This is a genomic window from Streptomyces sp. NPDC087859 (assembly GCF_044742595.1).
Classification (GTDB): domain Bacteria; phylum Actinomycetota; class Actinomycetes; order Streptomycetales; family Streptomycetaceae; genus Streptomyces; species Streptomyces canus_F.
This window is the reverse complement of the sequence record NZ_JBIUUU010000003.1, coordinates 375,118-401,956: the sequence shown is the minus strand read 5'-3', so window position 1 is coordinate 401,956 and position 26,839 is coordinate 375,118. Positions and strand designations below refer to the sequence as shown.

At 72.3% G+C, this 26,839-nt stretch carries 22 protein-coding genes; 4 read left to right on the top strand and 18 right to left on the bottom strand.

What is annotated here, in order from left to right:
* Positions 1-57: 57 nt before the first annotated feature.
* Genes ACIOHP_RS09210 through ACIOHP_RS09200 form a run of 3 tightly spaced genes read right to left on the bottom strand, consistent with a single transcriptional unit; the run spans position 58 to position 4,473 of the window.
* Positions 58-1,554, bottom strand: coding sequence for a carboxyl transferase domain-containing protein (locus ACIOHP_RS09210; protein ID WP_401884890.1), 1,497 nt, complete (start codon positions 1,552-1,554; stop codon positions 58-60).
* On the bottom strand, positions 1,547-2,998 hold the full coding sequence (locus ACIOHP_RS09205) for an acyl-CoA synthetase (RefSeq protein WP_401884888.1): 1,452 nt from the start codon (positions 2,996-2,998) through the stop codon (positions 1,547-1,549). Before ACIOHP_RS09205 ends, ACIOHP_RS09210 begins: the two co-directional genes overlap by 8 nt.
* Positions 2,999-3,051: 53 nt before the next feature.
* Positions 3,052-4,473, bottom strand: coding sequence for an SLC13 family permease (locus tag ACIOHP_RS09200; protein WP_401884886.1), 1,422 nt, complete (start codon positions 4,471-4,473; stop codon positions 3,052-3,054).
* Between the two features lie 297 nt (positions 4,474-4,770).
* Here ACIOHP_RS09200 and ACIOHP_RS09195 point away from each other — a divergent pair, with 297 nt between their 5' ends.
* Complete coding sequence (locus tag ACIOHP_RS09195; RefSeq protein WP_361477845.1) at positions 4,771-5,484, top strand: FadR/GntR family transcriptional regulator; 714 nt, start codon at positions 4,771-4,773, stop codon at positions 5,482-5,484.
* A gap of 130 nt (positions 5,485-5,614) precedes the next feature.
* On the opposite strand, the gene ACIOHP_RS09190 is transcribed toward ACIOHP_RS09195, so the two are convergent.
* The 3 genes from ACIOHP_RS09190 to ACIOHP_RS09180 form a co-directional block, all read right to left on the bottom strand.
* Positions 5,615-6,259, bottom strand: coding sequence for a S1 RNA-binding domain-containing protein (locus tag ACIOHP_RS09190; protein WP_401884883.1), 645 nt, complete (start codon positions 6,257-6,259; stop codon positions 5,615-5,617).
* Between the two features lie 504 nt (positions 6,260-6,763).
* The gene (locus ACIOHP_RS09185; protein WP_401884881.1) at positions 6,764-7,630 is read right to left on the bottom strand and encodes an effector binding domain-containing protein; all 867 of its coding nucleotides are present in this window, start codon (positions 7,628-7,630) and stop codon (positions 6,764-6,766) included.
* 72 nt (positions 7,631-7,702) lie between these two features.
* Positions 7,703-8,755: a MerR family transcriptional regulator gene (locus tag ACIOHP_RS09180; protein ID WP_401884878.1), complete on the bottom strand. Its 1,053-nt coding sequence runs from the start codon at positions 8,753-8,755 to the stop codon at positions 7,703-7,705.
* Between the two features lie 132 nt (positions 8,756-8,887).
* Between ACIOHP_RS09180 and ACIOHP_RS09175 the strand changes: the two genes are divergently transcribed.
* Positions 8,888-9,781, top strand: a complete 894-nt coding sequence (locus ACIOHP_RS09175; protein WP_401884874.1) for a RimK family alpha-L-glutamate ligase — start codon at positions 8,888-8,890, stop codon at positions 9,779-9,781.
* A 5-nt stretch (positions 9,782-9,786) separates the two neighbouring features.
* Here ACIOHP_RS09175 and ACIOHP_RS09170 read toward each other — a convergent pair whose 3' ends face one another.
* The 10 genes from ACIOHP_RS09170 to ACIOHP_RS09125 form a co-directional block, all read right to left on the bottom strand.
* Entirely contained in the window at positions 9,787-10,350 is a 564-nt protein-coding gene (locus ACIOHP_RS09170) for a hypothetical protein (RefSeq protein ID WP_401884871.1), read from the bottom strand.
* Positions 10,331-11,119, bottom strand: coding sequence for an FkbM family methyltransferase (locus ACIOHP_RS09165; protein ID WP_401884869.1), 789 nt, complete (start codon positions 11,117-11,119; stop codon positions 10,331-10,333). The genes ACIOHP_RS09170 and ACIOHP_RS09165 overlap by 20 nt, the downstream gene beginning before the upstream one ends.
* Complete coding sequence (locus tag ACIOHP_RS09160; RefSeq protein WP_351679385.1) at positions 11,116-11,325, bottom strand: Trm112 family protein; 210 nt, start codon at positions 11,323-11,325, stop codon at positions 11,116-11,118. The genes ACIOHP_RS09165 and ACIOHP_RS09160 overlap by 4 nt, the downstream gene beginning before the upstream one ends.
* Complete coding sequence (locus tag ACIOHP_RS09155) at positions 11,322-12,230, bottom strand: hypothetical protein (protein WP_401885262.1); 909 nt, start codon at positions 12,228-12,230, stop codon at positions 11,322-11,324. Before ACIOHP_RS09155 ends, ACIOHP_RS09160 begins: the two co-directional genes overlap by 4 nt.
* Before the next feature lie 23 nt (positions 12,231-12,253).
* Positions 12,254-13,018, bottom strand: a complete 765-nt coding sequence (locus ACIOHP_RS09150) for a methyltransferase domain-containing protein (protein WP_401884865.1) — start codon at positions 13,016-13,018, stop codon at positions 12,254-12,256.
* A complete protein-coding gene (locus ACIOHP_RS09145) occupies positions 13,015-14,361 on the bottom strand; it encodes a condensation protein (protein WP_401884863.1) in 1,347 nt (448 codons plus the stop codon). Before ACIOHP_RS09145 ends, ACIOHP_RS09150 begins: the two co-directional genes overlap by 4 nt.
* The gene (locus ACIOHP_RS09140) at positions 14,358-18,560 is read right to left on the bottom strand and encodes an alpha-(1->3)-arabinofuranosyltransferase family protein (RefSeq protein WP_401885259.1); all 4,203 of its coding nucleotides are present in this window, start codon (positions 18,558-18,560) and stop codon (positions 14,358-14,360) included. The genes ACIOHP_RS09145 and ACIOHP_RS09140 overlap by 4 nt, the downstream gene beginning before the upstream one ends.
* Positions 18,557-19,282, bottom strand: coding sequence for a class I SAM-dependent methyltransferase (locus ACIOHP_RS09135; protein ID WP_401884861.1), 726 nt, complete (start codon positions 19,280-19,282; stop codon positions 18,557-18,559). The genes ACIOHP_RS09140 and ACIOHP_RS09135 overlap by 4 nt, the downstream gene beginning before the upstream one ends.
* Positions 19,283-19,373: 91 nt before the next feature.
* Positions 19,374-20,540, bottom strand: coding sequence for a glycosyltransferase family 4 protein (locus ACIOHP_RS09130; RefSeq protein WP_401884858.1), 1,167 nt, complete (start codon positions 20,538-20,540; stop codon positions 19,374-19,376).
* A gap of 198 nt (positions 20,541-20,738) precedes the next feature.
* Positions 20,739-21,716: a DUF3068 domain-containing protein gene (locus ACIOHP_RS09125; RefSeq protein ID WP_401884856.1), complete on the bottom strand. Its 978-nt coding sequence runs from the start codon at positions 21,714-21,716 to the stop codon at positions 20,739-20,741.
* A gap of 173 nt (positions 21,717-21,889) precedes the next feature.
* Here ACIOHP_RS09125 and ACIOHP_RS09120 point away from each other — a divergent pair, with 173 nt between their 5' ends.
* The gene (locus tag ACIOHP_RS09120; RefSeq protein WP_199924585.1) at positions 21,890-22,042 is read left to right on the top strand and encodes a hypothetical protein; all 153 of its coding nucleotides are present in this window, start codon (positions 21,890-21,892) and stop codon (positions 22,040-22,042) included.
* Between the two features lie 12 nt (positions 22,043-22,054).
* Entirely contained in the window at positions 22,055-23,272 is a 1,218-nt protein-coding gene (locus tag ACIOHP_RS09115) for a helix-turn-helix domain-containing protein (protein ID WP_401885256.1), read from the top strand.
* On the opposite strand, the gene ACIOHP_RS09110 is transcribed toward ACIOHP_RS09115, so the two are convergent.
* Positions 23,269-24,549: a TerD family protein gene (locus tag ACIOHP_RS09110; RefSeq protein ID WP_401884851.1), complete on the bottom strand. Its 1,281-nt coding sequence runs from the start codon at positions 24,547-24,549 to the stop codon at positions 23,269-23,271. The two genes, ACIOHP_RS09115 and ACIOHP_RS09110, sit on opposite strands and share 4 nt — an antisense overlap.
* Before the next feature lie 83 nt (positions 24,550-24,632).
* A complete protein-coding gene (locus ACIOHP_RS09105; protein WP_401884847.1) occupies positions 24,633-26,693 on the bottom strand; it encodes a TerD family protein in 2,061 nt (686 codons plus the stop codon).
* Between the last annotated feature and the right edge of the window lie 146 nt (positions 26,694-26,839).

Below are 26,839 nucleotides of genomic sequence, written 5' to 3'. Positions count from 1 at the left end.
GCTGAATGGGGGGTTTTGCGGCTTATGCCCGATGTATGGAAGATGTAAATACCTACTTTACGAGGGCAATGGGCCCCCTGCCCGGACCACCCCCAGCTCCACCAGGTCCTGCGGCCGGATGCGGAGTTGGTCCGCCGTCGCCTCCGTCTCCTCCGGGGGGCGCTTGAGGATGGCCGCCGCCGACTCGGGTGCGATGACGGAGAAGTAGCTGTCCGGGGTGGCCCAGGTGTTGCCGGGCGCGGCCAGGGCCAGGGCTCCGCCGGAGCCGCCCTCGCCGATGAGGAGCGTGGTGACCGGGGTCCGGGCGGAGGCCACCGCGCCGAACACCTCCGCGATCGCCGCCCCCGCCCCCTGCCGCTCCGCCTCCGCGTCGTTGGCGGCACCCGGGGTGTCCACCAGCGTCAGCACCGGGATGCCGAGCCGGTCCGCGAGCCGGATCAGCCGGGCGGCGGTGCGATAGCCGGCGGGGCGCGTGGCGGTGCCGGCCTGCGCGGCGTACGCGACCGTCCGCCCCGCGTGCTCGCCGAAGCCGCAGAGCATGCCCGGGTCCGTGCCGCCGCAGCGGTCGCCGGAGATGGTCACGCGGTGGGTGAAGTAGTCGTCCAAGTAGCGCTCGGCGCGCGGGCGTCGGGGGGAGCGGGCGCGCTGGACGGCTTCCCAGCCGGTGAGCGGGAGGTGTGCGGCGGTCCCGCCGGAGCCGGGTGCGCCGGGGCCGCGGGCTTCTCCGGCGCCGTCGGCGTCCGCGGGGGCGTCGGGGCGTGGGGCGGTGTCGTCGGAGGCGGGTGTTCCCGGTGCGGCGTCGGCCGTCGGGGGCCCGGCTGTGTCGGCCACGGCCGAGTGGCCCGGCGCCGGCGTCCGTGGCACCGGTGCCGCCCGCGTCGACGATCCCGTCAGCAGCCGCAGCCAGCGGCCCAGCGTCTCCCTCAGCTCCTCCGGGCGTACGACCGCGTCCACCGCCCCCGCCGCCACCTGCGCCTCGGCCGTGTACGCGCTCGGGTCCGCGTCCGGCGGGCGGACCCGGGAGCCCGCGAAGCCGATCTGGGCGCCGGGGAGGGCGAGGACGATGTCGGCGCCCGCGCCCAGGGTGGCCCAGCCGCCGCCCGTGGTCGGGTCCCGCAGCACCGCGATCTGGGGCAGGCCCGCCTCGCGGGTGAGGGCCGACTGGCGGGCCACGCGCTGGAGTTGGGTCAGAGCGAGCATGCCCTCCTGCATACGGCTGCCGCCCGTGGCGACCAGGGGGACGACCGGGAGACGGTGGGCGCGGGCATAGGCGTACGCCGCCTCCAGCCGGTCGCCGGTGCGTACGCCCAGGGAGCCGCCGAGGTAGCCGAACTCGAAGGCGAGCAGCACTGCTCGGGCTCCCTCGACCTGTCCCGTTCCGCACACGACGGACTCGTCCTCGCCGGTGCGCTCGGTCGCGCGGAGGCGTGCGGCGTCGTAGCCCTGCCAGCCGAGCGGGCCGTCGGGCGTCCACTCCCGTGCGGGGGCGGGGAGTTCGGTGAAGTCGTCCGTGAGGAGGGCGAGGAACTCGCGGGCGGAGAGACGGTCAGTCATGGGCCAGCGACCGCTTCATGATCTTCCCCATGTCGTTGCGGGGGAGGGAGGAGAGGTGGTGAACGACGCGGGGTCGCTTGTGGGGGGCGAGGCGGCTCGCCACGTGCTCCGCCAGCTCTTCCAGTCCGGGCGGACCCCCCGGATCCGCCGGCACGATCCACGCCACGATCCGTTCACCCAGATCGGCGTCCGGCTCCCCGGTGACCGCCGCCTCCCGCACCCCCGGGTGTTCGAGGAGCGCGTTCTCGATCTCGCCCGCCCCGATCTTGTAACCCCCGCTCTTGATCAGGTCGGTGGCCTTCCGGCCCACGATCCGGACATAGCCGTCGGACTCGCGCACCGCCATGTCCCCCGTACGGAACCAGCCGTCGGCCGTGAACGCGGCCGCCGTCGCGTCGGGCCGGTTGAGGTACTCGGTGAACAGGTTCGGGCCGCGCACCTGGATCTCGCCCACCGTCTCCCCGTCGTACGAGGTGATCGGCGCCCCGTCCTCCTCCACCAGTCGCAGCTCCACCCCCGGCAGCGGCACCCCCACGGTCCCCGCCCGGGCCTCGCCGTCCGCACGGACGCTGGTGTTCATCAGGGTCTCCGTCATGCCGTACCGCTCGATCACCCGCCGTCCTGTCGCCGCCGTGATCCGCTCGTGGTCGTGCACCGGCAGCGCGGCCGACCCGGAGACGAGCAGCCGTGCCCGCCCCAGCGCCTTCGCCAACTCCGGTTCCCCGGAAAGGGACTGGGCGATCCGGTGGTACATCGTCGGCACCCCGAACAGCATCGTCGCGCCGTCGGACAGCTCCCGCGTGACGCCCTGCGTCGAGAACCGGCCCAGATGGCGCACCGATCCGCCGCGCCGCAGCGGTCCGAGGATGCCCAGGACCAGGCCGTGCACATGGAACAGCGGCAGGCCGTGCACCAGCACGTCCTCGCCGGTCCACTGCCAGGCGTCGGCCAGCGCGTCCAGGGTCGAGGCGATCGCCCGGCGCGGGATGACGGCGCCCTTCGGGGGGCCGGTGGTGCCGGAGGTGTAGACGACGAGGGCGGGGTCGTCGTCGGTGGCCGTCTCCTTGGTGGGGGTGGCCGCGGTGGTCGTGTCGGGGGTCACGTCGATGCGTGGCAAGTCCCTTATGGCAGCGGGCAGTTCATCTCCCGGTGCGGCCAGGACCAGTGACGGCGCACTGTCCGACAGGATGTGCCCGAGCTCCTTCTCCCCGGACTTCGGGTTCAGCGGCACCGCGGGCACACCGGCCCGCAGTGCGGCCACGACGGCGACGGCGGTCTCCAGCGTCGGGGTCGCCCATACGGCGACGCGGCCGGCGTCCCCGAGGCTGCCGGCCAGCAGACCGGTCGCGGTGGCGAGCTCCGCGTACGTCAGGGACCGGTCGCCGAACCGCAGGGCGGGGCGGTCCGCCGGGGCGTCCGTCAGGGCCGGGAAGAGAGAGGTCACGCGTCGTACTCCTTAGCTGTTGCCGGGTTCGCCGGGGCGGTTGCCGAAGGTGGTCACCCGATGCCGGGCACGACCAGCACCAGCCACACCGCCGCGGGCACCACCGCCACCACGATCCCTCCGTAGACCATCAACTGCCGGAAGAAACGCTCGCGGTCGACGTCCGGTGCCGCCGCCAGGACGAGTGCGCCGTTCGTCGAGAACGGGCTCACATCCACCACCGTCGCCGACACCGCCAGCGCCGCCACCATGCCGACCGCCCCGATCTCGCCCTGTGCAAGGAACGGCACCGCCAACGGGATCAACGCTCCCATGATCCCCACGGAGGAGGCGAACGCCGAGATGATCGCGCCGATGTAGCAGAGCAGCACCGCCGCCAGCAGGGGGACGCCGATGTCGCCGACGCCCTCGCCGGCCCAGGTGATGGTGCCCATCTCGTCCAGAACGCCGACGTAGGTGAGGACCCCGCAGATCAGCAGCACCGTCGACCAGGCGATCTGGCCGACCGCCTTGCGGCTGTCCTCCGGCCACAGGGTGCTCAGGACCACGGCGAGCGTGATCGCGGTCAGTCCGGCGTCCAGGTCGAAGGCCAGCACGGCCACGACCAGGGCGACCAGGGCGGTGAGCGTGGCGATACGGGCCGGGGTGAGACGGGCGGCGGCGGGGGCGTCGGAGGGAGGGGCCAGGGTGGTGGTGCCGGTCGTGGCGGGGGATGGGGCGGGGGCCGCGGCGGGGGTGGGCGTGGCGGATCCGGTGTCGGGGGCGGATCCGGTGCCGGTGCCTGCGGCGGGGGTCGGGGCAGGGGTGGTGCCGGTGGTGCCTTCGGACGGGGCCGGTGTGCTGCCCGGGTCCTCCTCCACCGCCCCCATCGCCCACAGCTTCCGTCCCCCGAACAGCAGGAAGACGACGGCCGCGATGATGAGGTTGACGGTGAGGGAGGCGAGGAAGAGGAAGAGCTCGTTGCCGGGGAGCTTCTCGCGCTCCACGATGCCGTTGACGATCGTGCCGTAGATGCTGATCGGTGAGAAGCCGCCGCCCTGGGCGCCGTGCACCACCATCGCGCCCATCAGCAACGGGCTGATCCCGTAGCGGGCGGCGAAGCTCAGCGCGATCGGTGCGACGATCGCGACCGCGGCCGGGCTGACCGCGCCGATCGCCGTGAGCGCGCCGGTGAGGAAGAACATCACCCAGGGGATCAGCGCCACCCGCCCCCGCACGAGCCGGATCGCGGCGTGCACCAGCCAGTCGGTGGTGCCGTTGGCGCGAGCGATCGCGAAGAGATACGTGACGCCGACGAGGACGACGAACAGATCGCCGGGGAAGCCGGCGAAGATGCCGTCCGCGTCGAGGTCGGCGACGAGTTCACCCACCGCGAAGGCGGCGGCGAAGGCGAGCGCGCCCATGTTCACGGAGCGGGTGGTCGCGATGACGAACACCACGACGAGGACGAGGATCGAGATGAGTTCGGGGGACATACGGGCTCCCGTCTCTGGGTCCCGGAGCGGCTGGATGGAAGGTCAAGTGGCCGAGTGGCTGAGCCACTTAGGCCGTGCGGTTGGCTAAGTGGTTCAGCCACTCGGCCACTTGGGGATGGCTCGTAAGCGTGGTTGCGGTCTGGCGGGGCGTCAAGGGGGCACGTCAAAATTGGCTGAGCCACTTGGCCAGTCGGCCTCTCAGTCACTCGGCCGATCACCCACCCAGCCACTCCTCCACAGCCCGCCCGCCCGCCGCCCCACCCGGTGTTAGCCTCCCGACCAGAGAGGGGGGACTCCATGACCGACGCCCTGCGCCCCATGACCAAGCAGCGCCTCTATGAGCAGGTGCTCGACCGGCTGCGCCAGTACGTCGCCGAGACCGGCCTGCGAGCCGGTGACCGTCTCCCGCCCGAACGCGATCTGGCCCAACGCCTTGGTGTCAGCCGGGCCTCCGTGAAACAGGCGATCGTGGTCCTGGAGGTCCAGGGACTGGTGGAGGCGCGGCACGGCGGCGGGACGTATCTCGTCCGGGACAGCCTCGATGTGGAACCCGTCGAGCGGATGGTCGAGCGCCGGCGCCGGCTCCCCGATGTCCTCGAGGCCCGCGAGGCCCTGGAGACGAAGCTCGCCGAACTGGCCGCGGAGCGCCGTACGGACGAGGACCTGGGCGCGATGCGGACGGCGCTGGCCCGGATGGCGGGGGAGATCGAGGACGGCGGTCACGGCATCGAGGGCGACCGCCTCTTCCACGCGGCGGTGACGGCGGCCGCGCACAGCAGCCTGCTCGCCGAGTTCATGCGCTCCATCGCCGACCAGATCGCCGAGAGCCGCACCGAGTCCCTTCGTCAACCGGGCCGTCCCGACCGCTCGTTGGCCCAGCACCGCGCCATCCTGGAGGCGATCGTTCTCCAGCGCCCCGGCCAGGCGGCCACGGCGATGCGCCGCCATGTCCGTACGGTCGCCAAAGTGCGGTTGCTGGACTGGGAGCCGGAGGACGACGACGACCGCTAAGCGCTCCGCTGGAAGTGCAGTGGACGCGTTGTTGTTTGTCTGCGGCGCCGTCGTGGCTGGTCGCGCAGTTCCCCGCGCCCCTTCGGGGCGCTGCCGAACCGCAGCGGACTTCGCCCGGCCCGCTTAGCGGTCAGCGCGCCGGACGCAGACGGACCCGGCGCAGCACGAGATTGATGTCGGTGACCTCGACCATGAGCTCGGTACCGACGTCCGGCAGGGCCGGGCCCGCGAGGTCGTCGCGGTGCACGAGGCCCTCGATGCCCTCGGCGACCCGGACGAACACCCCGAACGGGACGACTTCGGTGACCGGCCCCACCAGGGGGCGGTCGAACGCGCCCCGGGCGAACTCGCCCAGCGGGTCGGGTTCCAGGGCCGCCATGGAGATCCTGACCTGCGGCCGGAACAGTTCGAAGGCGAGGACCTCCGCGGTCACCTCCTGGCCGACGTGGACGACCTCGTCGTAGGAGTCGAAGTGGCGCCGGGTGAGCTCCGGGGCGGTGATGAAGCCCTCGCTGCCGTCGAGGTCCACGAACACTCCGAAGCGCTCGATGCGGGTGACGACGCCCCGCACGATCTGCCCGTACGCGAACCCGCGCCAGGTCGTCTCCGTCCCGGCGAGCCGGCGCCGGGTCCCGACGAGGGTGGCCAGGTCGGGTGCCAGGGGGAGTTCGAGGGTGTTCAGGGCGGGGTGGCGCAGCCAGAAGAGCCGGGGCCGGTCCACCTTCCCGTCGTGCATTGGCGGTTCGTCGGTCGCCGGGGTGAAGTCGTCGATCACGACCGTGCCGTCCGGAGTGAGCAGCCGGGCCGGGTCGGCGGGGTCGTCGTCCGGGGACTTGCCGGTGCCGCCGCCGTCGAGGACGAGAAGGTCGTACGGTCCCCGCTCCCCGCTCCCCGATCCGCCGCCAGTCGCCGTGGAGGATCTCCACCTCGGGCCGGTCGGCGAAGACCTCGGCGCAGACGCGGGCGCGGTCCGGGTCGCGCTCCACGCCGACGATCCGTACGCCCTCCCGGGCCCCCGAGGCCAGCCACGCCAGGCCCACCCCGCAGCCCGCGCCCGTCTCCCCGACGGCCCCCGCCGCACCCCCTGCCAGGGCGTGCAGCAGACGGCCCTGCTCGGGGCGGACGGAGTGCGGGAAGGCGTGGGCGCGGGCGGCGGCGAGGGCACGCTCGACCAGCGGGGGGAGATGGGTTTCCGTGGTGTAGGCGTCCGTTCCGGAGATCGACATGCGGTGATTGTGCCGGGGCGCCCCCGCCCGGCGCCCCCGCTTTCCCGCGGTGCTCAGGCGGGGTCCCGCTCCACCGGGATCCACAGCTCCGCGTCCGCCTGTGCCGCGTCCGGTGTCAGCCGGGTCCGCAGCAGTTCGGGGCCCGGGCGGCTGCGGTACGGGTTGGACGGGAACCACTGCGTGAACACGTCCCGCCACAGGTACTGGAGTGCCTGCGGGAACGGCCCGGAGTTCTCGAAGACGGCCCAGGTCCCGGCCGGTACGGTGAGCGCCTCCATGTCGTCGGGCACGGCCGCCGCGCTCACCACCCCGTGGTAGTAGTCGAGTTCGGTGCCCTCCGCCCGGCTCGGGTCCAGGTTGTCGCTCACGCCCAGAACGCCCTGCGGCTCCTGGTCGGACAGATCCTCGATGCGCCGCAGTGTCTCCTGGCCGAGGCCCCGGATGAAGTCGACGATGGCGGGGTTCATCCCCTCGTGCACGAGGGGGACGCGCACCTTCCTGCCGACCACCCGGAACTCGTCCTTCTCCACGATCCGGTATCGCATACTGCCACTCCCTTCGACGGTGAGACGGAAGGACAGCCGTGGCTGGGACTCCAGAGCCGCGCCGGTCCGCCTGGCCTCGCCGGGACCGACGCCGTGCATCGCGCGGAACGCGCGCGCGAACGCCTCTCCCGAGGTGTAGCCGTAGCGCACCGCGATCTCCAGCAGCGTCCGGTCCCCGGCCAGCACCTCGGCGCCGGCGATCGTGAGCCGTCTGCGCCGGATGTACTCCGACAGCGGCATCCCCGCCAGCGCGGAGAACATCCGCCGCAGGTGGTACTCCGAGGTCAGCGCGGTCCGTGCCACGTCGGCCGCCTCGATCCGCTGATCGAGGCGGTCCTCGATGTACTCCATGGCCTGGTTCAGCCGCTCCAGCACCCCGGCCTCCTTCCCTTGTGATCACCACGTTAGGAAGGACCCACCCTGCCCGACCCGACATCCTGTGCCCGATCAGGTCGGGTGCGGCGGGTGGCCGTCCGTCGTCACCAGGTCCGCGACCGCGCAGCTGATGTTGTCCGGGCCGCCCGCGCTGTTCGCCGCGGCGATCAGGGTGCGGGCGGCCGCGTCCGGGGCGGCGGCCGAGGCGAGCGTGCGGCGGATGTCGTCCTCCGGGACGACCGAGGACAGGCCGTCGGAGCACAGGAGGTAGCGGTCGCCGGGGCGGGCCTCGTGGAGGCGGAGGTCGGGGGCCGTGGTGCCGAGGGCTTTGAGGAGCAGGGCGCGCTGCGGGTGGGACCTCGCCTCCTCCGGTGTCAGACGGCCCTCGTCGATCAGCGACTGGACGAGTGTGTGGTCGTGGGTGATGCGGAACAGGCCGCCCTCGCGGAGCAGATACGCGCGGGAGTCGCCGATGTGCACCAGGGCCAGCCGGGAGCCCGTCCACAGCAGCGCCGTCAGGGTCGTGCCCGACCCGGCCGCGTCCGCGACGGCCTCCGTCGCGCCCCGCACCGCCTCCTCCAGCAGATTGAGCACGTCGCCCGCCGACACGTCCTCGGCGTCCAGGCATTTCAGTGCCGCCACGGCCGCGCTGCTCGCCGGCAGGCCCGCGGGGCCGTAGCCGTCGGCGACCGCGAGCAGCCGGGTGCCCGCGTAGGCCGTGTCCTGGTTGGCGGGGCGCACCCGGCCGGGGTCCGAGCGGGCGGCGTAGCGGAGTTCCAGCACGGGCGGGTCCCTTCGCGCGACGGACGTCAGATGGTCGGCCAGGAACCCGGCCAGGTCACGCCGCTGCGCGGTCTCCGCCTCGACCCGCGCCCAGTACGCACGGACCTCCCGGGCGGCCGCCGCGGCATCGAGGGCGCACACCTCGCGGATCCGGGCCAGCGGCATCCCGATCCGCCGCAGCCACGCCACCAGCCGTGCCCGCTCCAGCTGCTCGACCGCGTAGTACCGGTATCCGGTGTCCGGGTCGACCTGCGCGGGACGCAGCAGGTCCAGCTCGTCGTAGAGCCGCAGGGCCTTGGGCGACAGCCGGCACGCCTTCGCGAAGGCACCGATCGTCAGCATGTACGTCCTCCCCGTCAGGGTCCGCCTCCGATGCTGGGGCTTCACCGAGGGGGAAGGTCAAACGGGTTGCCGCGGTTGCGGGGGCCGTGTCTAGCCTGCCGATGTACCAGTCACAGGAGAAGGGACCCCGTCGTGCCCCGAGTCGCCCTCGTCACCTACGACCCCCGGCCGGAGCCCAGCCGCGACCGCGATCTGCCCGTACTCCTGGACGCCCTGCGCGCGGCCGGTGCCGAGGCGGACGCCGTGTTCTGGGACGACGCCGAGGCCGACTGGGGCCGCTACGACCTCGCCCTCATCCGGTCCACCTGGGACTACAGCTGGCGGGCGGCGGAGTTCGTGGCGTGGGCCGAGCGGTGCGCCGAGGCCACCCGGCTCGCGAATCCGGCCGAGGTCGTGCGGTGGAACACCGACAAGCGGTATCTGGGGGAGCTGGCGGCGGCGGGGGTGCCCACCGTGCCCACGCGGTATCTCGCGCCCGGTGACGCCGTCGACCTGCCGGACGACCGGGAGTACGTCGTCAAGCCGACCTCCGGGGCGGGCGCCCGCTATGCCGCGCGGTACACGCCGGAGCAGCACGGGACCGCCGTACGGCAGCTCGCGCGGATGCACGAGGAGGGGCTCACCGCGATGGTGCAGCCGTACATGAAGGGCATCGACGCCGGCGGTGAGCGGGCGCTGCTGTTCTTCGGGGGCCGGTTCCTGCACGCCAGCCGCAAGCGGGCGGTCCTCGCGCCCGGTACGGCCTTCGACGCGGCCAAGGTCGCGCACCCGGGCCTGGAGCCGTGGACGGCGACCCCGGCCGAACTGGCCGTCGCCGAGCGCGCCCTGGCCGCCGTACCGGATGCTCCGGAGCTGCTGTACGCGCGCGTGGACCTCGTCGACGGGGACGACGCCCGGCCGTGGGTGATGGAGCTGGAGCTGGTCGAGCCGAATCTCTTCCTCGACCTGCATCCACGGTCCCTGCCGCTCGTCGTGGCGGCGATCCTGAGGGCGGCCCAGGGGCCGGGCGCGACCGCGCACCCCTGAAAGGGTCAGCGCACCGCCAGCCGTTGCAGCAGGCCCCAGGTGAACTCCGCCGCGCACTCATGTCGTACGCCCTCCCGGTCCGGGGCCGTGAACGCGAGCCCCCACCTCGTGGGAGCCGTGCCTTCCAAGGGGCGGGCCGGGGGGAAGGCCCGCGCCACCTCGTCGACCGTGCAGGACCAAGGGGTGAGGTCTTCCAGGGTCCGTGGCTCCGGTGCGGAAGCTCCCGGCGCCCGGACCAGCCACTCGTTCCACACCGCGCCGTTCGGTGCCAGCAGTACCTCGAAGCGCAGGTCCGGCCAGAGAGGCAGGGGCCACAGCCAGGCCTCGCAGTCCAGGTCGCCGACCTTGCGGGTGAGTACCGTCTCCGGGGTTCCCAGCACCGAGCGGTAGCGGGACGCGGCGGCACGTGCGCGGGGGGAGCGGATCATCGCCTGCCAGCGCTTGTTGGCCTCGCGCATGTCGGCCAGGGAGGCGCCCAGCTCGCGGCGGGCGTCCTCGACGAGGTCCGGGTTGTGGTCGGCCATGCGACGGAGCAGCACCAGCTGGAAATCAAGGGACATGTGATCCATCGTGGCCCACCGGGCGGCGGGCGTCGGGCAGGAAGAGCACCGAATTGACGTACCGGGGGCCCCGCAGGGGCAGGACGCGGCGGAGCAGGCCGTGGCTGACGACGTAGGAGGCCTCCGCCTGGTGGGCCTCCAGCGGGAAGGTGCTCAACCGCACCCAGTCGCGGCCCGGCAGCACCCAGCCCTCGTAGCCGAGCAGGGACAGATACGTCACCACCGGGGCGATCGGCTGGATACGGGACTCCAGCTCGACGAAGAGGGCCGGACGGTCGCGCGTCAGGATGCCGGTCGCACCGCGGAGGACCGCGAGCTCGCTGCCGTCGACGTCGACCTTGACGAAACCGACGTCCTTCAGGCCGAGTTCGTCGAGGGTGACGCAGCCGACCGAGAGGGCCTGGGCGTGGATGTCGCGGCGGACCAGGGAGGACACGCCCCGGTCGCCCGCGTCGCGCGCCGGCAGCCACAGGCGGGCCTGACCGGGGCGTTCGGCCGCGGCGGCCTGGACGACCCGGACGTTCGGCGGGGCGGTCGCCGCGAGCAGCCGGGCCAGATGGGGGACCGGCTCCACGGTCACCACCCGGCGGGCCCGCCTCGACAGCCGGCGTGTCCACGGGCCGTACCAGCCGCCGACGTCCACGGCGGTGCCGCAGCCCGCGGGGCACAGCTCGCCGAGTCGCGCCAACTCCGGTTCGAAGCGCGGGTACACGGCCCGGGCGACGGCGGCGACCAGCCGGGTGGGCAGCAGCGGGGCGACTCGCGCGGCCAGGGTCATGGGCTCATCCGCTTGAGCAGGTCCTCGTGTTCGTCGTCCGAGACCTGCTCCCCGGAGGACGGCAGCAGCTGCGGGATGCCGTCCACCACGGGGTAACGGCGGTGCAGGCGCGGGTTGTAGAGGACCTCGTCCGGTTCGACGAGGTGCAGCGGGCCCTTGTCGAGCGGGCACGCCAGTATCTGCAGCAGCGGATCGTCGGGTTTCATGGGGGTGTCAACTCCTTGGCGCCGATGGGGGGTTGGGTGGCGTTCTGGTCGTGCCTGGGCATGGACAGCAGTACGGAGACGGCGAGCGCGGTGCCGGCCAGCCGCAGCGCGAGCCGCAGCGGGTCGTGCGGCAGCGCCTCGCCGAACGACAGCGTGCCAAGCACCGCCGTGAACAGACAGGTCACCGTCGTGCACACGGGGACGATCAGCGAGGCCCGGCAGCGCTGCAGCGCGGCCTGCGACATGACGAGCCCGAACGCGCCGGTGAACAGGAGGAGATACGGATAGGGGGAGCGGAGGAGGTCGATGACCGCTCCGCCGAGGCCGCTCGAGGTCAGATAGCTCGACACACCCTTGATCGCGAGGGAGCTCACGCCGTACAGCAGACCCACCGCCACGCCGTACTCGACACCGGTCGTCGGCATCCGGTGACGGTGGCGGGCGCGGCGCTCGGCGGAACCGTACAGCCACACGCCCGCCGCCAGCGACGGCACGCACACCAGCAGGATCAGCGGGTACGGGGCGGCCTGGCTGACGGTGTCCGCGCGCTCGTCCAGCGACAGGACGACCATCAGCAGAGCGGCGAGAATCGCCCCGAGGGCGTACCGCTCCCGCCCGGTCGTCTCCTCGCCCAGCAGTCGCGCCGACAACAGGACCAGCAGCACGAGACCGGAGACGAAGATGCCCTGCGCGGCGGCGATCGGCAGCGTGCGGTAGACGATCAGCTGGGCCCCGAACCCGGCGAACAGCGCGAGCGACCCCCCGATCCACAGCGGGCTGCCGAGCACCAGCCGCAGCAGCCGGGCGGGTTGCCGGATCGACACCTCGGGCAGGGAGCCGAGCGCCCGTTTCTCCAGGACGAAACCGATGCTGTACAGGGTGTTCGCCAACAGAGCCGCCGCCACTCCCCACCACATGGCCAGGCCCCCTAGGTCTTCCGCGCGTGCAACAGCAGGATCGAGGCGAGGGACGGTCTGCGGCACGCCAGCCGGTCGAGCGGCCGCATGGGGCGCGGTACGCCGTGGAAGGGCGCCCCTTCCAGTCGTACGACCGTGAAGCCGGCCGCGGCGACGAACTCCCGCAGCGCACGGGCGGTGTAGAGCCGCAGATGCCCCACCACCTCCCGGCCCGGGCGGCCGTGGATGGCACGCAGACTGACCTCGGAGAACACCGGCTGCACCCCGGCCAGCAGCAGGGCACGGTTGTACCAGGCGGCCAGGTTCGGGGTGGACAGCATGAGATGGCCTCCCGGGCGCAGGATCCGCCGGATCTCGTCCAGCGCCGCATCCGGGTCGACGAGATGCTCGATCACCTCGCTGAACAGCACGGCGTCGACGGACTCGGTGCCGAACGGCAGCCCGCCGTCCCCGAGTTCGCCCCGGACCGTGTACGGCAGCCGGGTGCTGGCGCGGCGCAGGGCGTCCTGGGACCAGTCGACGCCGACGAGGCGGTGGCCCGGGAGCAGGGGGGCGGCGACCGCGGCGGCGGTGCCGTCGCCGCAGCCGATGTCGAGGATGGTGTGCGCGCGCTCCACCGTCAGTGCCTCGGCCAGCATGCGGGCCTGGCGGAGACTGCGCGGGGTGCCGGAGGCGACGGGGACGGCGGGGTCCTCGTAGAAGTCGCGCAGCTCGGGCGGCCTGGCGGGGGCGGTCCGGGAGGTCTGGGAAGCCTGGGAGGTCTTGGCGGTCGTCATCGCTGGTCCATGTCCGTCGTGTGCAGGTAGTGCTCGAACAGGTCCCGCAGATGGGCGCCGTCGCCGTGGCTGAGCAGGGCGCGCGACCAGCGCAGGGCGAGGTGGAGACGGCCGGCCGTCGAGGCGGTGGTGACCGTGAGGCCGCGGGGCATCCGGGCGGGCGCCGAGAACCACACGGCGTGCGCCCGGCCCGCCTCCTCGCCGAAGTCCAGCGGGTACGGGATGCGGCCGATGTTGCTGAGGAGCGTGGTGGACGTCCACGGCCCGGCCGCTCTGCGCAGACCCCGGGTCAGGGCGGCCCGCCAGGCCACGGGGGTGACCGGGGCGGTGAGCAGGGAGGCGCCGCGGCCGAGTTGGGGGCGCGGGAGGGACTTGAGGGCGCGGGTACGGGTCGCTGTGCGCTCCAGCAGGCCGGGCAGGTCGGTGGTCGTCAACTCCGCCGGTGAGAAGGGGACTTCGACGAGCCGGGTGCCGTTGCCGATCGGCATGCTCGTGTCGCGGGGGCGGTCGTCCACCGGCATGGTGATGCGCAGGGGGCGGGGTGAGGTGCCGTGTTCGCGGTTCCAGTGGGCGATGGTGAGGGCCGTGGCGACCATGAGCTGGTCGTTCACGGTGTAGGGGGCGCCCTTGGGGCGGTGCGGGAGGGGGAGTTCGGTGACGAGCATGCCGTTGCCGGGGGAGGGTTCGGGGGCACCGGGCGCCACTCGTGCGGGCGGAGACCAGTTGGAGGGGGTCTCCGCGGGGTCCTGGCGGATCTCGGTGGTGCGCACGGGAGGTGCGGCGGGGCTGTTGTCGCGGCCGCCGTAGAGCTCGGCGGCGGTGGCGAGGACCCGGAGGCAGGCGGGGCCGTCCAGGGCGGTGTGGTTGATGGTGAGGAAGAGGACGGTGGAGTCGCTCAGCCGGGAACCCGGCCGCCGGTCCGGCGCCCTGCCCCATCCCACGACGTCCGTCGCCTCGCTTCCCTCCGCCCGTCCCGCCCCCTCCACCACCTCCAGCCGGATCGGCGGCGAGTCCGTCAGCGGCGGCGCAGTCGACAGCGCCCGGGTCCGCGCGTCACGCAACGCGTCCTTCCCCGGAGCGGGGAAGGTGACCACCTCCACGTCCGGGCGCTCGGTCAGCTCCCACTCGTACCGGCGCCGGTACCACGCCCCGCGCGCCTCCCTCATCAGGATCCGCGGATGCCGCAGCAGCGCCTCGTGGAATGCCTTTCGCATCCCCGCCGGGTCGAGGCGCCCGGGCAGATGCACCTCGATGTGGACCGTCTCCGGCTCCTCCTCCTGGAGGCAGTGCCGGGAGACCTCGTCCACCACCGGGAACGGGATGCGCGCGGGTGCGGTGGTCATGCGGGTTCGCCCCCTTCGACTTTGGGCAGGTGTCGCGTCGGTGCCTCCGAGCCGGGTGGCGTTCTCTCCGCCTCGGGTTCCCGGACGCTCACCACCGCCGCGAACAAGCCGATCAGCGCCAGCAGTTGGGCCGTATGACCAAAGGCCCCGTGCTCGGCCGCCACCGGCTCGCCCGCCCCGGTCGCGGCCGCGATCCCCGCTCCCGCCAGCGCCACGAACGCGATCGGTACGAGCCACTCGTGCCGCCGGTACGCCAGCAGCGCCAGCGCCGGCACCAGCAGGGCGAACCACCCGGCGATCAGCACCCCCACCACGGTGAGCGCGACCGTGCCCAGCCAGAGACCCGGCGGCGGCGGAAGGACCTGCGGCTCGTCGGGGTTGGGCGAGCGCCGGCGCCACAGCACCAGGCCCACCAGGGCCAGCAGCGCCACACCGCTGCCGATCAGCGCGCCGTCGTAGGTCGTCGCCGGTTCGTACGACAGCTTGACGTCGCCGCCCGCCCCGGCCGGGACCCGCCAGGCCTGCTGCCAGCCGTCGAGCCGTACCGACGACAGTTCCCTGCCGTCCAGCGTGGCCTTCCAGCCGTCGTTGTAGTTCTCGTACGTCGTCAGGTACATCGCCGCACCGGAGCCGACGCTCACCTCGCGGCGGTCGCCCAGCCAGTCCCGTATCCGAAGGTCACGTCCGGTGGCGGTGGGTTCGGCGACCGTCCCGCGGGTCAGGGTGACGTCGGTCAGCGTCAGGGGCCCGGCGTCGCCCGCCTCGACCTGGTGCGTACCTGAGCCGAGGTCCAGCTCGGCGTCCGAGCGCCCCTCCTGGCAGACGGTCACCTCGACGGGCCGGCGCTCGGTGAGGTCTCCCACGGTCCCCTTCACGCCGGTCTGGTAGAGCTCGCGGTCCACCGACACCACCGGCCCGTCGCCGCAGGGCAGCGAGAACTTCCGGTCGCTGTCCGGCTGGGGCGTGCGAGCGGAGCCCTGGGGCGTCTCCAGCGACGGGATGTACGCCTCGGTCAGGCCCACCGGCAGCCGCAGATCCTCGTCGACCATCGGGTTGTAGAGGGTCAGCGGTGCCGTTCCGGTGATCGTGATGTCGAGACGGTCGGTGGTGATCGCGGGGAAGCGGACCCAGCCGTTCTCGTCGACGCCGGCGATGGTCGCGCCGTCCGGGGAGCTGATGTTCACCTCGGTCGGACGCGTGGACAGGCCGCCCGCGGGGGCCAGTACCAGTTCGCTGACGGGCTGTTTGCCGTCCCAGCGCAGATGGATCGTCGGCCGGTCGCCCGCGATCCACGCCGTCGTCAGGTCGCCGTCGGTGAGGTTGCGCGCGGACAGTCCGACGCCGAGGGCCGCCGTGGAGTCGGCGGTGGCGATCACGCGCTGGTCCTGGCCCTCGGGCGCGATCTCGTAGAGCAGCCGGTCGAGTTGCTCGCCCGGCACCGGGACCGCGCTCGCCCGGATCGTGTACGTCCCTCCCGTGGCCGTCGAGAAGCGCCGGTGCAGGCCCGCCTCCATACCCGTGGCGGACAGGCCCGTGGGGTTGGCCGTGCGGTGCAGGGAGATCAGCTCGGCGCCGGCGTCGGTGTCCTCGGCGTCGGTCGGCAGTCGCAGCAGCCGGGTCACCTGGACGTCCGGCAGGGCGATCTCGGAGAATCCGGCGCCCAGCAGCCCGGTGCGGCGTTCCACCGAGTCGAGGATCGTCAGCTTCATCCAACCCGTCGCTCCGGGCGGCGACTTGACGGACTGGGTGCTGCCGTCGGAGCGCAGGATCGTGGTCCTGGACCCCTTCTCGGTCTCCACCCGCACCTTCGTCGCCGCCGACCGCACACTGTCCTGCGGCAGGGGTGACACCTTGAACGACGACGGCATGTCGTACGCGTCGTCCGGGAACGCGATCCGCAGCCACTGTCCGTCCGCCGAGCCCAGCGAACCCTCCGCCCAGGCGGTGTCCGGGTTGCCGTCGAAGGCGTTGACCGGGTCGTACTGCGGGAGGTGGAACAGCCAGTTGCCGTACGAGGACGCCGACACCGAGCGGGCGCCCCGCAGTTGGGCCACCGTCTGATGGTCGAGGCCCTTCGCGGGCAGGATCTGGCGCGGTTTCTCGCCCGGGTCCTCCGCCGCGTCGGGCGCGTTGCGTTCGTCGCTGGTGTACGTGTACGAGGTGTTGGCGTTGACCAGGCCGAACCGGGTGTCCGCGCGGCGCAGTCCGTCGCCGACCACCTGGAGTGGCGGGGTCCCGACGCCGGGGTGGTTGTCGCCGGTCAGCACGGTCGGCCGGCCCCGCAGCTCGGTCGCGAGCGGCAGCAGGGACTCGGGGCCGCCGGAGACGACGGCGGTGTCGGCGACCGGCAGCAGCCCGGCGTGCCCGGGGCGCGGTACGGCCTCGGCGGGAGCGTAGATCTCCACCGCCCGCTGCCTCGGATACAGGCCCTCGATCGCGAGGGGGGCGTCCTGGATGATCCGGCCGCCGGTCATGACCGGGCCGAGGCCCTTCATGCGCTGGTAGCCGGACTCCTCCAGGGTCCGCTTCACCGTCGTCGTCGGCACATAGCCGATCTGGTCCGGGTCGAGGTCGTTGCGGACGACGATGTAGTAGATGCCGGAGCGGCTCAAGTAGTCGGCCAGCCCCGGGACTTCGCCACCGGACATGAGGGCCTGCTCGACGGCGTCCATCGCGCGCCGGTTGCCCGCGGTGCCGAAGGGGACGTAGTCGCGCTGCGCCCAGCGGGACTCGGCGACCACGTCGAGCGGCTGGTCGATGGTCGAGCCCCAGGTGTAGATGCCGTGCGCGGTCGCCGGGACGACCAGGGCGCGGGAGTCGGGCGAGGCGTCCTTCAGCCAGGCGGCGGTGGCCTTCCAGTACTTGGGGATCTCCTGGAAGGAACCCGGGTTGAGGATGGAGCCGTTGAGGTACGGCCACATCAGACCGGGCAGGATCAGCACCGCCGCGATCAGCGGCGCGAACCGGCGCCCCCGTACCGGTCGGGCGCCCCGGGTGTCGGCCGCCACCCCCGCCAGATGGGCGAGGCCCAGCACCAGTGCCAGGGCCAGCCCCGTCTGGAACTTGTAGATGTTGCGGAACGGCACGAGCCCGCCGTTCAGCCAGTCCTGCACCACCCCGTCGAAGGGCGCCCCGAACGCGCCGCCGTACCCGGCGAGCAGGATCGGCGCGATCACGATCACGGTGAGCGTCAGCCAGCGCCGCTCCGGCATGTCCCGCCGGGCCAGCCCCGCGAGGCCGAGGCCGGCCGCGAGTGCCGAGCAGATGATGACGACCACCGAGGCCGCCACGGTCCAGCCGGCCGGGAGCCAGGCCTCGCCGAAGTGCAGATACGCGACCCAGTTGCCGGCGCCGCGCAGTGCCTCGGTCGCCGCCATGGTCTCCGTCGTGGTCTGTGAACTCTCCACGTACGGAAGGAAGTTCTCGCCGTAGAAGCCGAGCAGCAGCAGCGGTATCCACCACCAGGCCGTCGCCAGCACCAGCCCCGGCACCCACCAGGCGATCAGCTTGCGCTGCCGTGGCCCGGGCGGGCGGGACAGCAGATAGAGCCCGACCGGGAGGAGGGACGCGAGCGTCGAGGCCGCGTTCACGCCACCCATGAACGGGATGATCACCGCCGAGCGCAGGGCGGCGACCCGGGCGCTGTACCGCTCGTCGACCAGCGGCAGCAGCACCCACGGCAGGACCGCGCCGGGCAGCGCGGCCGCCGACGTCGAGCCGATGACGATGGTGAACACCGGCCACAGCGCGTAGGCGACGGCGGCGAGCAGCCGTGAGGCGCCGCTGCCGATGCGCAGCCGCTCGGCCAGTCGCAGGGCGCCCCAGAAGGCGACCGACACGATGAGCGACATCCACAGCCGTTCGGCCAGCCACACCGGCAGCCGTACGGCGTCGGCCAGCCAGTAGAACGGCAGCATCGGCCACAGATAGCCGGTGTACTGGTCGGAGATCCCGCCGAAACCGCCCTGGTCCTGCCACAGCTGGCCCAGGTCGGAGAAGAACCGGCCCGGGTCGACGGTGACACCGAGCTTGGTGTCGAAGGTCTGCCGCCCCGGGTGCACCGCCAGGAACAGCACGAACACCACGGCCCAGAACCCCAGCAGCCAGCGCCGCGACCGCGGGCCCTCCGGCGGGCCCGACATGCGCGCGGTGGAGGGTACGGCCGCCGGGGGAGGGGCCTGGACCGTGGACGTCGTCATCGTGGACACCGCCGGAGGATGAGGAGGAGGTTCCAGGTGGCGACCTCGCGGATGCCCGGCGCCTTGACGACGGTCTCCGCGAGGAACGGCCAGTAGCGGGAGCGCGCCGAGACCACCCGCACGTCGTCGCGGGCGCGCACCTGCCGCAGGGTCGGGCCGATGTGCACGGCGAACAGGTTCTCGCCGAGGGTGTGCTTGGCGGCCTTTCCGGTACGGCGCCGGTAGCGGGCCCGCGCCCGCTCGGCACCCAGGTAGTGCCAGGGCGCCCACTCGTGGCCGCCCCAGGGGGACAGCCAGTTGGTGAACGACAGATAGATCAGCCCACCGGGCCGCGTGACCCGGACGAGCTCACTGACGAAGGTCTGCGGATCGGCGACGTGCTCCAGGACGTTGGAGGAGAAGGTGACGTCCGCGACTCCGTCGTACAGCGGCAGCAGGTATCCGTCGGCGATCACGGCCCCGTCGGTCGGCTTGGGACCGAGCTCCCGCAGGTCGGGTTCGAAGAGGTATGCGTGCGCACCCCGTCTGCGGAACTCCTCGGTGAAAGACCCGCTGCCCCCACCGACGTCCACGACCGTACGGCCGGCGACGGGACCGTCGTAGGCCTCGACCTGGTCGACGGAGTCGCGGGCGAGGAGTTCGTAGCAGGCGGCGGGGTCGTCCTGCTCGCGGAGGAAAGCTCGGAAAAGGGTGACGGATCGTCGAAACGAAGGGTCCTTCATGCCGGTTGAGGGGCGCGGGGCTGTGTCTGATGTGCGGCTGCCGCCGCGTGTGCGCGACACGTCACGACGCGCCCGCAGCCGCGAACCGGCATCACCACGACGGCGCATGGCCGGTCTCCCCCCTCACCGCCTCGGCGGCGACCGCACGGAACTGTCTCACCGTCCGATCCCAGCGATAACGCGCAGCGTGATCACGGGCCGTCTTGCCCATCAGTTCACGGCGATGACCCGACAGCGCCAACGTGCACCAGGCCGCCGCGAACGTGGACTCGCCGTGCGCCAGCACACCCGTCTCCCCGTCCACGACGGAATCCCGCAGACCGGGCACGTCGAAGGCGATCGTCGGCGTCTCACGAGCCGCGGCCTCCGTGACGACCAGACCCCAGCCCTCGACCGCCGACGGATGCAGCAGCAGCCACGCCGCACAGAGCAGCCGGTGCTTCTCCGCCTCGGACACATGGCCGGTGAACTCCACGCCGGGACCGGCGAGTTGCTCGAGACGTTCCCGTTCGGGACCGTCACCGACGATCAGCAGCCGGCCGCCGGTCACGGGCCGTACCCGCTCCCACAGCCGCAGCAGCAGATCGATGCGCTTGTACTCGACGAGCCGGCCGACCGCCACGAACAGCGGCTCGGGGGAGCGGTCCGCGCGCGGGCCCGGCTCCTCCACTCCGTTGTGCACGACACGGATACGGTCCCGCTCGACGCCGATCCCGCGCAGTGCGTGGGCCGTCGAGGGGGACACGGCCACCAGCAGACTCCGGTGCTGCGCACCGGTCAGCGCCCAGTGCTCGAGTCTTCGGCCGAGGCGCGCGGCGGGGGCCATCGGCCCGCCGAACCGCATCTTCCACAGATCGGTGTGCACATGGTTGACCAGGCACAGCGTGGGACCGCGGTGCCAGACGGGCGCGAAGTACGGCATCCCGTTGCAGACCTCGACCAGCAGATCGCAGTCGCCGACCTGGCGGGAGAAGGCCGAACGGGCACGGAGGAAGTGACCGAGTTCGCCGCCCGCGGAGACGACCCGGTAGTCGCGGTACGACGCGGGACCGCCGCACAGCAGGGTTACCTGGTGGCCGAGCCCGGTGAGGCCGTCGGCGAGCCGGTCGACCAGGAGCTCGGAGCCCCCGGCGGACGGGTTGCTCAGATCACGATGGGCAAGGAAAACGATTCGGCGCGGGGGTGGGGGGAGCGCCGAGGGGTGCTGCGACGCCCGGGGCGATGCGGCATGCAGCGTGGGTGGCACGTGCTGGGGCATGTGCGCTCCAACTCGTCTCAGGGTGCGGAACTTTGAGCGTGGGGACAGCTTTGCGTTCCTGTGGGGGGTTCGAGTGCTTCCTGCGAGGGTCATGTGGGTGGGCTGTGCTCGGGTGGGGGTGGACAGTTTTCGCCCACCCGTTCGCCGTGGCTACTCACCGAGGTGACAATTTCCGGCCTTATTAGAGCTGACGTCCAGTCACATCGTGAGCGGGGAATCGGGCGTATCGGATGAACCGGGATGTCGCCTCCCGCGTACCACCAAAACGGAACCGGCCACCACCAGGACGAACCCCAGCACAGCCGCGCCGATCGGCACCGTCTCGCCGATCGCCTTCAGCTGACCGCTGTCCTGCTCGGCCTTCTTCACCGCGTCCTTCTGCGTCGCGTCCGTGAAGGCGATCTTCTCGCTGTCCAGCAGCACCACCGCGTCCTTCTTGGCGCCCGGCGCCCGCAGGGTCCGCTTCGGGCCGGTCTGCGCGTAGATCACGCGGCCGGTGCGCTGGTCGACGACCAGCTCGAAACCGTGGTTGGAGTACCACTCCTCGGCCAGCACCTGCGGGCTGTCCGGCCGGCCGACGAGGCTGCCCGGCACCATCCGGGTGCCGACCTTCGTCGGGGCGACCGTGCCGGTGAACCGGTAACCCGTGTACCCCTGGACCTTCCTGGTATCCCGGTAGGTCAGCACGACGGTGTTGCCGAGGGTGTTGTCCCACCACTGGTAGGCGCGTTTTTGCACGTCGAAGGGGAACTTCAGATACGCCTCGCCCTCGATGTACGGCTTCTCGCCGCAGCAGTGGACGGGCTTGGTGGTCCTGCGGTCCATGACCCAGCGGTGCGGTACGAAGTCCAGCGCGTCGTGCGGATCCGCGGCCGGCAGGGTCTTGTCGGTGTCGACCGTGGTCGTCACGTCCCAGACCGCGTCACCGCTGCGCTCGCTGTCCTCGACGTTGCCGCGCACCCGCTGGGTGACGGTGATGGTCTGGCCGTCCACGGTCTCGACCTTGTCGGTGTCGAAGACGCTGCCGGTGCCTTTGTAGACGGCGGTCTGGTCGATGTCGATCGGGTTCACTGCGGCCCGCGGGGTCACGTACCACGCCAGCATGGGCGCCAGGACCAGCAAAAACGTGCCGAGTCCCAGCAGAATCAGAGAGAAAGGAGAGGCTGTACGGCGCATCCGGGCACTCCTGGGGCGTGAGGGTACGGAGTTCGGGCCGCTCTATGGGCCGAGGACCGTAGGCGCCCCTTGACGGAGTGTCAATGTCTTGCTGACACTGGGGCGGACAGGCAGGGTGGGTTGCCGGGGTGGGGACGACCGCCGGAAAGAGCCACTGAAAGGCTGACCCTGCGATGTCCAGACTGCTCGCCGCCGCACTCACCGTCGTGGCAGCCGCCGCGCTCGCCGTGGGCGCCGCGTTCGGCATCGTCGCGCTGCTCGAAGCGACGCCCGACCAGCCGAACACGCCCTTGATCACGTACGAGCAAGCAGGTCAGGGGAGTTGAGCAGTGACGGCGGTGACTTCACGGTCGGCCTGGCTCGACGTACCCCGGCTCCAGGTGCGCCGCTTCGCGGAGATCGCGATGGCGGAGGCACCGGCGCTTGCCGAGGAGATCCTGCGAGAGATCCGCCGCGAGTACCCCCATCTGCCCGTCGTCCTCGACGAGTCGGGCGAGCCGATGGCCCTCGTCGGCATCCGCCGCGCCATCGAGGTCTTCGTCCAGCACCTGGAGACCGCGCAGGGCCGCCCGTCGGTCCCCCCGGGCGTCTTCCAGGAGTTCGGCCGGGGCGAGGGGCTGAACGGGCGCAGCCTGGACTCCCTCCAGGCCATCTACCGCATGGGCGTACGCCTGGCCTGGCGCCGTTTCGCCGAGATCGGCCAGCGCGTCGAGATCCCGCCGCCGGCGATGTACGAACTCGTCGACGCGGGCTACGAGTACCTCGACGGCCTCGTCGACCAGTCGGTCCGCGGCTACGCCGAGGCGGCGGCCCGTCAGGCGGGCGAACGGCTCAGGCTCCAACGCCGCCTGATGGAACTCCTGTTGGTCGAACGCCACCGGCACGGCGACCCCGCCGAGGCCCTCACCGAACGCGCCGCCCGCATCGGCTGGCCGCTCCCCGAGAGGGTCGCCGTCGGCGTCCTGCTGCGCCCGGCACGGGAGGCGGTACCGCCCGCGGTCGGCCAGGGAGTGCTCCTGGACATGGAGTACGAACTGCCCCGCATGGTCGTCCCCGAACCGGACGCGGCGGGCCGCCCCGAACTCCTCCACCGCGCCCTGACCGGCTGGTCCGGCGCGATAGGACCCCCCGTCCCGCTGGCCGACGCGGCGAAGTCGCTGCGCTGGGCCGAGGCCGCCGTACGGCTGATGGAACGCCGTCTGCTGCCGTCGGGCGAGGTCCTGCACTGCACGGAGCACACGGAGGCGCTGGTGCTCCTGCAACCGGAGGAACTGATCGACGACCTCGCGCTGCGCTGCCTGGCCCCCCTGGCCCACTGCGGCCCCACCCACGGCCGCCGCCTCGCCGAGACGTTACTGGCCTGGCTGGAGACCCGTGGCGGCGCCCCGGAGGTGGCCGCCCGGCTGGGCGTCCACCCCCAGACGGTCCGCTACCGCCTCCGTCAGATCCGGGAGCTCTGGGGCGCGGAGATCGACGACCCGGACCGGCGCTTCGAGATGGAACTGGTGCTCAGGGCGCAGCGGTTGAGGGGGGTGCTGGGGGAGTCGCCCGGTTAGGAGTCCGACCGTCGCTTGAACTCCACCGGGCCCGCGTTCATCTCGATCGTGCCGTCCGGGTGCAGCACCGGCCGGCGTTCGTTCATGCGGCCGCTGTAGGACTCGATGTGCTGGATCGCCGCGCCGTCGGCGGTGGTGAAGTCGACCAGGGCGATGGCCACCCAGTAGCGGGTCTTGGTGTTCTCGTACAGCGGCACGGTGATGTGGGAGCCGCGCCCGTCGTCGACCACGACCTGCGCACCGAAGCTCTTGAAGGAACCGAACCCGTTGCTGACGGCCGAGTACGCGCACAGCAGGACGTACCCCTGCTCCTCGGGCCGCACGATACGGATGGTCTCCCGGCCGGGGACACGGGCGTCCCCGTCGAGCTGGATGTACGGCGCCTGCCGCAACGAGCCGAGGTCCTTGTAGTAGACGACGTCGCCGCCCTTGCCCTTCTTCTCCCCGCGCCCGGTCTTGATGATCGTGCCCGGCGCCTGTGACCCGCGCTGGGCCTGAGCGGCGGGCACGAACAGGGCGTACAGATCGAGGTCCGCACCCCGGCGACGCCGGTCGTCACTGCCGCCGTCCCACTCCAGGGCCACGGTGACGACGAGCTCGCGGTCCTTCTTGTCGAGGCTGAGGGAGACCTGGCTGCCCTTGTCGAGGCTGATCCTGCCGAGTGGGGGTTTGGTGAGATCGGCGGGAGCGTGGGCGGGGGCCGGAGCCGCCGGCGCCGGCACGGGAGCCGCTTCGGTCCGGGGTTTCCGCTCCGGTTCCGGCTCGGACACATCGATCCCGAAGTCCCTGGCCAGCCCCGCCAGTCCCTCGGCGTACCCCTGGCCGATGGCCCGCAGCTTCCAGCCGTCGCCCCGCCGGTACAGCTCCACGAGCAGCACCGCGCGCTCGCCGTCGGTCAGCGCGGGGGCACGGAAGACGACGGGGTCCCCTTCGGCCTGACGCGCCCGGACGGTGACCTCGGCGACCTCACGGAAGGTGCGGGCGGTGTTGTCGGGATCGCAGCTGCCGACCAGCACGACCCGGTCCACGTCCGCGGGCAGCGCGGCCGGATCCACGACGACCCGCTCGGGCCCGGAACCATCGGCACCGACGTGCCGCACGGCCCCGTCCTCACCCGAGGGCTGGTTGTAGAACACCAGATCCCCGTCGGACCGCACGCGCCCGTCCGCCCCCACCAGCAGCGCACTGAGATCCACCGGATCACCCACGGTGTGCAGCTCGGCGGTCAGCGGCCCGGAGCCCACCACGGTGTTCCCGCCCTTGAGAAGCTCAGGCACAGCGACTCCCCCCACCCTTCGACGTGACGTCACCCTGCCACACCGGATCGGGAAGGGAGGAGGGGGTGTCGGGGGCCCTTCGGTCAGACGGGTTCCTTCTGCGCGGCACGTCGGGGCAGCGGCTGGTCCAGGTGGACCACCACCGTCGTGCAGAAGCGGTGCACGGCGTCGTCGACGCTGCGGATGAAGCCGGACTCGGTGTTGCCGCGGGTGCTGCCCATGCCCTTGAGGAGGGACAGCCGGAAGCCGGTGATCTGTGTGCCGTTCTTCGGAAGCAGGTCCGCGGGTTCCGGTCGGAGCCGTTCCAGGGTGCCGCGCGGGCCGACGGCGTCGCCTTCGACCAGGGTCTCCACGTGCAGGTCGGCCGGGGCCTCGCCGAGGCGGCGCATCAGCCGCTTGGCCCAGGTCAGGGGATAGCCCTGCTCCGGCGCGGGGACCTCGACGGAGGTGCGCAGCCTGCCGGTGCGCAGATCCGCGCCGATGGTGAGCAGGCCGGGGGCCTGTTCGACGCGGAGCTCCGCGTGGAGCCGGCCTTCCAGGCACAGCCGGTCGGCCAGCTGCATCCGGCGGGTCCCGTGGTCGGTGCCGCGTCGGACGCGCTGGGCGGGCAGCACCTTCTGCCCGAGTTCGCCGCCGAGCCGGAGGCACACCTGACGGATGAGCCGCTCCCAGCTCTCGACCACTTCGAGGGCCCGCGGATCGCCCTGGCAGAGGGTCTCGTCGTTGATGCCGTTGCGCACCGGCACCCAGGCGGAGCCCATGTTCTGGAAGCCGTGGCAGCCGGAGTTCTCGTGCTGGAGGTAGTGCAGCAGCTCCTGGAGCAGCCAGGTGCGCGCCGCGTTGCCGACCCCCTCGTGCCGGATCAGCAGCTGGGCCTGATGCGCCACCTCGGCCCAGGACAGATGCCAGAGCGCCACCTGATGCTTGCGCCGGCGGTCGATCCTGACGTCGACCAGGGGACTGCCCTCCAGCGCGACGTCGTTCGACACCGTGATCACGGCCTCGTAGCCGCGCCGGGCGGCGATGTCCATGTAGGCCTGCACCTGGTCGGCCTTGAGGGCGTTGCCGTTGGTCTTGGTCTCGACGAGCGCCGTCCACAGCTTGCCGGCCCGCTCGATGCGGATGACTCCGTCGGGCCGCCGGGGCGTGTCGCCGTGCGGCAGGGAGACCTCGGTGAAGGTCTCCATACGGCCGGAGGGCGCGCCGAACGCGGCGGTGAGCCGTCTGCCGAACCGCGGTACCTGGGTCATCACCGACAACAGCACCGAGGTGGCGCGCATCTCCCGGTCCCGGTCGCTCTTCAGCGCGGAGAGCGGAAAGAGCCGGGCGGGCCGCCAGGAGTCGTTCTCCGCCAGTGACTTCTGCGGCGCGCTGGGCGGGGCGGCCCTCTTCTTGGCGGTGCGGGGCCGGGCGGCCGGTTTGCGCGGTCGCGTCTCGTCGACGGATCGGCGGGGAGCCGGTACGGCATCCAGCGCGGCCGCCGGTTCCGGTTCGGGGGCCGGGTCCGGCGACAGGCCGGCCGGCTCGGCGGTCCCGGCCGTTTCCGGCGTCGCCGCGAGCGTCGTACCGTCCCCGTCCCCGTCCCCGTCTTCGTCGGCGGAGTCCGCGTCGTCGTCGATGTCGACCCCGAAGTCCGTCGCCAGCCCTGCCAGCCCCGAGTCGTACCCCTGCCCCACGGCCCGGAACTTCCAGTCCCCTTCGCGGCGGTACAGCTCGCCGAAGATGATCGCGCTCACCTGGCCCGGGTCGCCGATGGTGAAGCGGAGGAGGCTCTCGCCCACCGCGTCGGACAGGGTCACGCGGAGGTCGTCCTGTTCCCCGAAGTGCGCGCCGCCGTAGCGGCTCGCAGCCACGACGACACGGTCGACCTCGGGCGCCACCACGGTCAGGTCGAAGCTGATCCGGTCCTCGTTGCCGTCCTCGGTGGGCGTCTTGTCCAGCAGGTGCACGCTGCCGTCGGGGGCCACCGGGTTGTTGTAGAAGTAGAAGTCGGCGTCGCTGCGGACCTTGCCGTCCTGGCCCAGAAGCAGAACGGAGACGTCCGCGTCGCCGTCACCGCCCGGGCTGCTCCAGCCCAGGCTCACGATCACCGAGCCGGTGTTCTCACTCAGGGCCGACAGGGCAGTGTTCGACCCTTTGGTCATTTCACGCACGAGATCCCCCCAGGAACCGCATCCCCCAAGACACGCCACGCAGTGTGACGTGTCACACACGGACAGGGTAGTGCCGGTGTCTCGCACCCGTACGCTTCCTGCCGAAACGGGACGGTCGCGCAGCGCGTAGTCTGCAG